7 protein-coding genes are annotated in these 7,370 nt (G+C 31.4%); 6 read left to right on the top strand and 1 reads right to left on the bottom strand.

All coding sequences use genetic code 11. The features are described from left to right. Positions 1 to 88 precede the first annotated feature (88 nt). Entirely contained in the window at positions 89 to 1,432 is a 1,344-nt protein-coding gene (locus tag KSU54_RS07850) for an MATE family efflux transporter (RefSeq protein WP_003535189.1), read from the bottom strand. A gap of 959 nt (positions 1,433 to 2,391) precedes the next feature. Between KSU54_RS07850 and rnmV the strand changes: the two genes are divergently transcribed. The 6 genes from rnmV to glmU all read left to right on the top strand — a co-directional run bounded on the left by rnmV (position 2,392) and on the right by glmU (position 7,365). Next, complete coding sequence (gene rnmV / locus KSU54_RS07845; protein ID WP_008792443.1) at positions 2,392 to 2,922, top strand: ribonuclease M5; 531 nt, start codon at positions 2,392 to 2,394, stop codon at positions 2,920 to 2,922. Continuing rightward, complete coding sequence (locus KSU54_RS07840) at positions 2,909 to 3,448, top strand: hypothetical protein (protein WP_050754559.1); 540 nt, start codon at positions 2,909 to 2,911, stop codon at positions 3,446 to 3,448. Before rnmV ends, KSU54_RS07840 begins: the two co-directional genes overlap by 14 nt. Next, on the top strand, positions 3,448 to 4,254 hold the full coding sequence (gene rsmA, locus KSU54_RS07835) for a 16S rRNA (adenine(1518)-N(6)/adenine(1519)-N(6))-dimethyltransferase RsmA (RefSeq protein WP_003535184.1): 807 nt from the start codon (positions 3,448 to 3,450) through the stop codon (positions 4,252 to 4,254). The genes KSU54_RS07840 and rsmA overlap by 1 nt, the downstream gene beginning before the upstream one ends. 26 nt (positions 4,255 to 4,280) lie before the next feature. Beyond that, complete coding sequence (locus KSU54_RS07830) at positions 4,281 to 5,024, top strand: sporulation peptidase YabG (RefSeq protein WP_003535182.1); 744 nt, start codon at positions 4,281 to 4,283, stop codon at positions 5,022 to 5,024. A gap of 4 nt (positions 5,025 to 5,028) precedes the next feature. Further along, positions 5,029 to 5,886 carry a 4-(cytidine 5'-diphospho)-2-C-methyl-D-erythritol kinase gene (gene ispE / locus KSU54_RS07825; protein ID WP_003535180.1) on the top strand — a complete coding sequence of 286 codons (858 nt, stop codon included), beginning with the start codon at positions 5,029 to 5,031 and terminating at the stop codon, positions 5,884 to 5,886. 99 nt (positions 5,887 to 5,985) lie between these two features. Beyond that, positions 5,986 to 7,365, top strand: a complete 1,380-nt coding sequence (glmU, locus tag KSU54_RS07820; RefSeq protein ID WP_003535179.1) for a bifunctional UDP-N-acetylglucosamine diphosphorylase/glucosamine-1-phosphate N-acetyltransferase GlmU — start codon at positions 5,986 to 5,988, stop codon at positions 7,363 to 7,365. The last annotated feature ends 5 nt before the right edge of the window (positions 7,366 to 7,370 follow it).

The raw sequence follows: 7,370 nt of genomic DNA, 5'->3' as shown, positions 1-7,370 counted from the left end.
TTGAGACATGCGCTCTGAGAGCAGGGCTATGCCCGCAAATGTAAAACCACCGGCTTAGCCGGTGGATATTTATTAAAAAGGTGGATCGTTAATCCACCTTAAAGTTATGAAGTTCTTTTTTTATTAAGATTACTGCAATGACACTGGCAATTCCTTCGGCAATAACAAATGAAAGCCAAATTCCATTAAGCCCTATTACTTTCAATAAAATATAGGCTAAAGGTAAAGTAATAATAAATTGTCGCAATAGTGAAATCGTCAATGATTGACGTCCCTTACCTAAAGATTCAAAAACTCCGGAGATAACGACTCCCATTGTAGAAAGAATAAAACATGGTGAAATCACTCGAAGACCAATAATACCAATTTCTAATAATTGTTCAGTTGCATTAAACCATGATAGGACTAATTCTGGCAATCCCATAAAAATAATTGTTCCACAACATAAGATCACCGCAGTAGAGATAATTGAAACTTTGATAATCTTTTTAACACGATCAAAATGCCTAGCTCCATAATTATAACTAATTAATGGTCGCATTCCCTGAATCAATCCATTAGCTGGCATGTAAATAAATGATTGAAGCTTGAAATATATCCCAAAGAAAGCGATTGCCGTTTGTGATACTGTCGCTAACAAACTATTAAGTAAAGCAACTAAGATAGATGGTAATGATGTCATCACCCCTGATGGGATTGCAATTGAATAGATATTTTTAATAATTTGTGCATTTGGTTTAAAATTTTTTAAAGATACTTTGATACGTGAAGTTTTTCTAAATAAGATAATTGCTAGTAAACAGGCAGTCATCTGACCGATGATTGTCGCAATTGCAGCTCCAGCAACCCCAAACTCTAAGTAACCGTTTATTCCAAAAATTAAAATAGGGTCGAGGATAATATTGACAATTGCTCCAATTCCTTGTAAAAACATTGGAATCATCATATTCCCAGTAGCTTGAAACATTTTTTCAATAGTAATATGAATAATAGAACCAAAGGTAAAGGTAATCACGATTGACCCGTATGTAATTGCATAATCTAAAACAGTTGGGTTAGTAGTAAACATCAAAAAGAACGGTTTCATTAAAAAGATACCAATAAAAACAAATAATAAAGAGTGAAGAATAGCTAAAAAAATCCCATGATCACTAATATAATTAGCTTGTTTTTCATCACTGGCACCTAAACTTTTAGCAATCAATGCGTTAATTGCTACCCCGAGACCTACTGAAAAAGCTAATGACAGGTTTTGAAGTGGAAATGCTAATGATAAGGCGGTTAATGCTTCCTCTCCCAATTTAGCAACAAAAATACTATCAATAATATTGTACATTGATTGAATTAACATTGAAATCATCGGGGGAATTGCCATTTTCATTAATAATGGGAAGATGGGCTTGTGAGCCATCATATCATATTCTTGATTCATAAGTTCTCCTTCCTTCGCAAAAAAAGCTATAACCTCCCGTTTATAACTCAGAAACGTGGAAAAGCTATAGCTTATTATTTAAGCGGTTTATTAAGTTTGCACATCAAGCATAACGTAATTTTATCATGATGTCAATTAGATAATTTTATCTTTTTAAGACTTGATCAAAGCGTTGATACAATCAAGATAGAAATGGGTAATCTGAGTCGTTGCTCTGTTCATGGTACTGTAAAACCATTTGACCAATTTCTTTACCAAAAATATCATTGATCATTTTATAGGATTCTAGAGAGTATTTATGATTTTTTTCAGCAGTTGTTAAAGGACCTGTTTTAAGCAGAATACTTGTAGGAATATTAATTTTTCAATATTGTGAAGTATGGAAGAAATTATTTAATCTGGTATCAGACATATTTAACTCATGAGCAACTTTCATTGCTAATTTTTGAACTCAAATGCAATGTTCTTTGGTATGTTAACCTTTAGCTTGAAGTATTGTCATGATTGTATTTAACATAGTGATTAGCTTTTTATGATAATATAACTCATTATTGCTGTACAATTAAAAACAGTAGCTTCAATAATTTGAAAAGGATATTGTATTGTGATTGGGGAATTATTAAAATATCACTAGGGATCGATAGTTTGTTTTTTCAACCAGATAATATTACGTAAGTTTCTGTGGCGTCTCGAGTATCTAAAGCACCAAAGACACTATGCAGGATTCGGTAACGAACTGCCTTAATGCTATTTGCACAAAAAGTAATCTAGAACCATTTTCTTTAACTATTAGTTAATCCTTTCATTGAATTGTCCTTTTGATTATTTAATTAATTGTATAAAAAGAATATTATGGTGTTGATTTATATTGGTTAGATAAAATCGTTATTATGGGTAGCCCCAAGATTATACCTTTTATTTTAAGTGAAATATCGTTATAATTAGAGTTAGGTGAAATTATGAAAAAAATTAAAGAAATAGTCGTTGTTGAAGGTAAAACAGACACAGCCTTATTAAAAGAATTATTTGAAGTAGATACGATTGAGACACACGGATTAGCATTGGATCAACAAACATTAGAATTAATTCAAGAAGCAAGTAAAAGTCGAGGAATTATTGTTTTGACAGACCCTGATTTTCCAGGGAAAAAAATTCGTGATCAAATTCAAGCAGTTGTCCCTAACTGTCAACATGCTTTTGTTGCTAAAAAGGATGCTAGAGGTAAGAAGAAATTAGGTATTGCTGAAGCTAATAAAGAAGCTGTGATAGAAGCATTAGAAAATGTAGTTTCTTTTGATGTTAATCGAGAAAGCATTACTTGGAGTGAATTTGTTGCTTTAGATATTATTGGTAATAAGCAAAGAAGATTGATGGTGTATGAGGCATTTAATTTGGGTTATGGGAATGTCAAAACACTTTTTAAACGATTAAATATGGTTGGAATCACTAAAGAACAGGTGTTAGGGAGGTTAAATGATGGATCTAGGTAAACATAATGGTTATACATTTAAAGTAAGTAATGAATTTAAAGGGGAATATCTAGTCCCGATTATTGATAATTTAAAAGTGAAGTATCGTGATTTTTATGATGACTATGATGAAGTATATCATTGTAATCAGCTAGTACATATTTTAAAAGATGACCCTAATGTTAATGTTGATTATCATGTTATGTATAAGTATGATCAATGTGTTGGTTTAGCGATGGTAACAACGGGGAATATTGATTCTTCAAAATATTTTGATAAACCAGTCTTTGAACAAGGGGCTAATGCAATTGTTCTTAATTATTTCCATATTTCACCAAAGGCACGAGGAAATGGGAATTATTGGTTAAGAAATGTAATTATTCCTCATTATCAAGATAAAGAAGATTTGTATTTAAAGTCATCACATTCTAAAGCATTTAGTCTTTATCAACGTTTGGGTGAGGAGATTGGATCGTATCAAACACTAAGTGATAATGGTGAATTTAAAAGAGCAGGAAAGATTTTTAAAATCAAGGTGAATCAGTAATGAAGGAAATCGCAACTCCCTCGACAACAAAATATATTTTAGAAAAATATCATTTGAATGCGTTAAAGAAATATGGTCAAAATTTTTTAATTGATGTAAATATAATAAATAAGATCGTGACTAGTGCAAAGATTGATCAAACAACGGCGGTTATTGAAGTAGGACCGGGAATTGGCGCATTAACACAAGTATTAGGGCGTTATAGTGGAAAAGTTACTAGTTTTGAAATTGATGAGCGTTTTATGCCTGTGTATCAGGAGTTTTTAAATCAAGATAATATTGAAATTATCTTTGGTGATTTTATGGAACAGGATATTAAACCGATTGTTGATCAGTTAAAGCAAAGATATCAAAAAGTATGTTTAGTTGCTAATCTTCCATATTATATTACAACGGCAATAATTGAAAAAGTTGTGTTAGGAAATTTTGGAATCGATGAAATGATTGTTATGGTTCAAAAAGAAGTAGCTTTAAAAATGACGGGTATTTATAAAAATCCATTATTATTGATGATTAAAGATATGGGGACAATTGAATACTTATTTACTGTTAATAAAAATGTATTTATGCCTGCTCCGCATGTTGATTCAGCAATTTTAAAAATTGAGTTAAAAAAAGCACCGGATTTGAAATTATATGAAGTATTAAATATTTGTTTTAAACAGCGACGAAAAACGATTTTAAATAATTTAAAGCAAAGTTATGAGGAAGCTGAAGAAATTTTATTGCAGACGGGAATTGAAAATCGAAAAAGAAGTGAAGAATTAGAATTAGCGGATTTTAAAAATATCACCAAAATGATTTAATTACATATAATATCATGGTGATATAAATGAAAATTGGTGATATTGTCTGTCGAAAAAAATATGGCAAAGATATCTGTTTTAAAATTACCGATATTCAAGATGATGTTTATTATTTGACTGGAATTGAATATCGGTTAGTAGCTGATAGTGATGAGAGTGATTTGGAATTAAGTGATTTTAGTAGTGAGAAAAGTGATATAATAGTAGAAAGTCGACCATGTTTAAAAGGTAGTGTGCTGCATATTGATGGAGATAAACATTATCTTGACATGTGTTTGAAAAAATATGAAGAATTTAATATCAATGTTCATGGCTATTTTATGAAAGAAAATGAAATTAAAGATCAAATTATTCCTTTATTAGAAAAACATCGCCCTAATTTATTGGTGATAACCGGTCATGATGCAATGAAGAAAAATGGTAATCGCAAAGATATTAATAGTTATTTGCATACTAAAGATTTTGTAGAAGCAATTCGTCGAGCACGTTTGTATGAGGATGACAAAGATAGTTTGATTATTTTTGCTGGAGCGTGTCAATCGTACTATGAGCTTTTATTAGCTAGTGGAGCTAATTTTGCTTCTAGTCCAAGCAGAAAAAATATTCATGCGCTTGATCCGGTTTTTGTAGTAAGTCAGATTGCTAATGCGAGTATCAAAAATTATGTTGACTTAGAGAAAATTGTGGCTAAAACTTCAAATAAGCATTTAGGCGTTGGAGGGATCGACACAAGAGGAGTAGCACGAAAAATATATCCGACAAGTAGGTGAAGTAATGAAAGTAAAAGCATACGCAAAAATAAATTTAGCACTTGATGTAATCGGAAAAAGAGAAGATGGATATCATGAATTAGAAATGATCATGGCTCCAATTACTTTACATGATTTAATCTATATTAATACTATTGCTAGCGGAATTGAAATTGATTCAAATAGCAAAATCATGCCCACGGATGAACGAAATATTATGTATAAGGTTGTTGCTTTAATGAAAGAACGTTATAACATCAAAAAAGGGGTTAAGATCTTTGTTTATAAGCATATTCCTACTCAAGCTGGTTTAGCGGGAGGAAGTGCTGATGGTGCGGCGGTAATTAAAGCAATGAATAAATTATTTTATTTAAATCTGAGCAATGAGGAAATGGCTGCATTAGGAAAAGAAGTTGGGGCAGATATTCCTTTTTGTATTTATCAAAAAATTGCTTTAGTTAGTGGTGTTGGTGAAAAATTAGAATTTATAAAGAATTCTTTTGAATGTAAAGTATTATTAGTTAAACCTAAACGAGGGGTATCAACGAAAAAATCATTCACTAGTTTAGATTTAAGTAAAGCTAGCCATCAAGACTGTCGATTAATGGCGACAGGAATTGAAGATGGTAATTATCAAATAGTCATCGATAATCTTCAAAATACTTTAGAAGAGCCGTCAATCAAGATGGTACCAGAGATTGCTAAGATTAAAGAGGAAATGATGAAAATTGGATTTGATGGAGCTTTAATGTCTGGAAGTGGATCGTGTGTTTTTGGCTTGACACGTAATAATATTATTTTAGAAAAGGGAATGAAGTATTTTAAGGGAAAATATTATTTTGTAAGGAAAACAGAAATATTGAATGATGAGGAAATTGATTAAATCAATTTCTTTTCAATTTTACGACATATTTTATCTTTTTTTCCTTTAACAAATGTAAATTTTTTGTTATTATGTTGTTGTTAATGAAGAGGTGTGAAAATGAAAACTTATGCGGTAGTTATGGCGGCTGGTAAAGGTACCAGAATGAAGTCAGATAAACCAAAGGTTGTCCATGAGGTTTTATACAAGCCGATGATCAATCATATTGTTGATGAATTGAAACAAGTTGGTGTTGATGAAATCTACGTAATTGTTGGTCACAAAGCAGAAGAAGTTGAAAAACTGTTAGACGGGGTAAATATTATTTATCAGAAAGAACAGTTAGGAACTGGACATGCATTAATGCAATGTAAAGATGCTTTGGCAGGTAAAGCAGGAACAACTGTGGTGTTAAATGGTGATGCTCCACTAATTACTAGTGAAACATTAAAAGATTTAATTGCTTATCATAACGATAACCAATTAAAAGGAACGATCATGACATGTGATTGTGATTTAGATAAAAAATTTGGTCGTGTAATTAGAAATAATGATCAAGTAACGGGGATTGTCGAATTTAAAGACTGTACTCCAGAGCAAGTTCAAATTAGTGAGATGAACTGCGGAGAATATTGTTTTGATAACATTGCAGTATTTGAAGCGTTAGAAAAAGTAACTAATGATAATGCTCAAAATGAATATTATATCACTGATGTAATAGAAATCATGAATAATGATAAACTTAAAGTCGGTGGATATAAAATTGCTGATTTAGCTGAAGTTGGGGGAATCAACGATCGGGTTGAACTTGCGGAAGCAACTAAATCATTACAATTAAAAATAAATAAACAACATTTATTAAATGGTGTTAACATTATTGATATTAATAATACTTATATTGGAGTTGATGTAACGATTGGTGCTGATACGACAATCGAACCAGGATGTATTATTAAAGGTAAGTCAAGTATTGGCAGCAATTGCCATATTGGGCCTTATTGCGAATTTGATAATGTTGAAATTAAGGATAATGTTGAAATTAAATTCTCAGTTATCTCTGATTCGATTATCGAAAATGGTGTAGATATTGGACCATTTGCTCGTCTAAGAACTAACTGCCATATTTTAGAAGATGCTCATATGGGTAACTTCGTTGAAATGAAAAAAGCAGTCTTTGGAAAAGGAAGTAAAGCATCACATTTAACTTATGTTGGTGATGCAACTGTCGGAAGTAATGTAAACATGGGATGTGGAACAATTACTTCAAATTATGACGGTAAAAATAAATTCCAAACTATTATTGGTGACAATGCCTTCATTGGATGTAATAGTAATTTAGTTGCTCCAGTAACGGTCGGTGCTAATGCCTATGTTGCAGCGGGCTCAACTATTACAGATCAAGTTGAAGATTCCGCTTTTGCAATTGCTCGGGCTCGCCAAGTTAATAAAGATGGATATGCCAAAGTATTAGAAGAAAAAAGAAATCAAAAAGGAAAATAGGAGAA

Source organism: Erysipelatoclostridium sp. MSK.23.31, from assembly GCF_019125875.1.
GTDB lineage: Bacteria > Bacillota_I > Bacilli_A > Erysipelotrichales > Coprobacillaceae > Thomasclavelia > Thomasclavelia ramosa.
This window is presented reverse-complemented; position numbering and strand designations above follow the sequence as displayed.